Origin of the sequence: Pseudomonas sp. M47T1 (genome assembly GCF_000263855.1) — a bacterium.
Classification (GTDB): Bacteria; Pseudomonadota; Gammaproteobacteria; order Pseudomonadales; family Pseudomonadaceae; genus Aquipseudomonas.
This window is the reverse complement of sequence record NZ_AJWX01000083.1, coordinates 1-260: the sequence shown is the minus strand read 5'-3', so window position 1 is coordinate 260 and position 260 is coordinate 1. Positions and strand designations below refer to the sequence as shown.

Below are 260 nucleotides of genomic sequence, written 5' to 3'. Positions count from 1 at the left end.
GCGTGCCGGAACTGTTCGCGTGGGGTTTTTCGATGCCCGAGGCAACCAGTTCGGCTTTGTAGGCAGTGTTGTAGCTACGGGTTTGCTCCCAGTAGAAGGACCAGAGCTTGCCCAGCCGGCTATTTTTATCTTGGTTGTTTTCCGTTTCGTTGAGGGCTGTCGAGCGCAAGTAATGGAAGGGTTGGGAGCGGCTGACCAACAGACCGGTCACGGTTTCGAAAACGGTGGGCACCACCTTGCCGTTGGTGAGGCCGGGCGTG

The 260-nt window shown here is 57.7% G+C and carries 1 pseudogene; it reads right to left on the bottom strand.

Annotated elements, in window-relative coordinates:
• Positions 1 to 260: pseudogene (locus tag PMM47T1_RS28550) on the bottom strand (DUF2875 family protein); the annotation flags it as partial.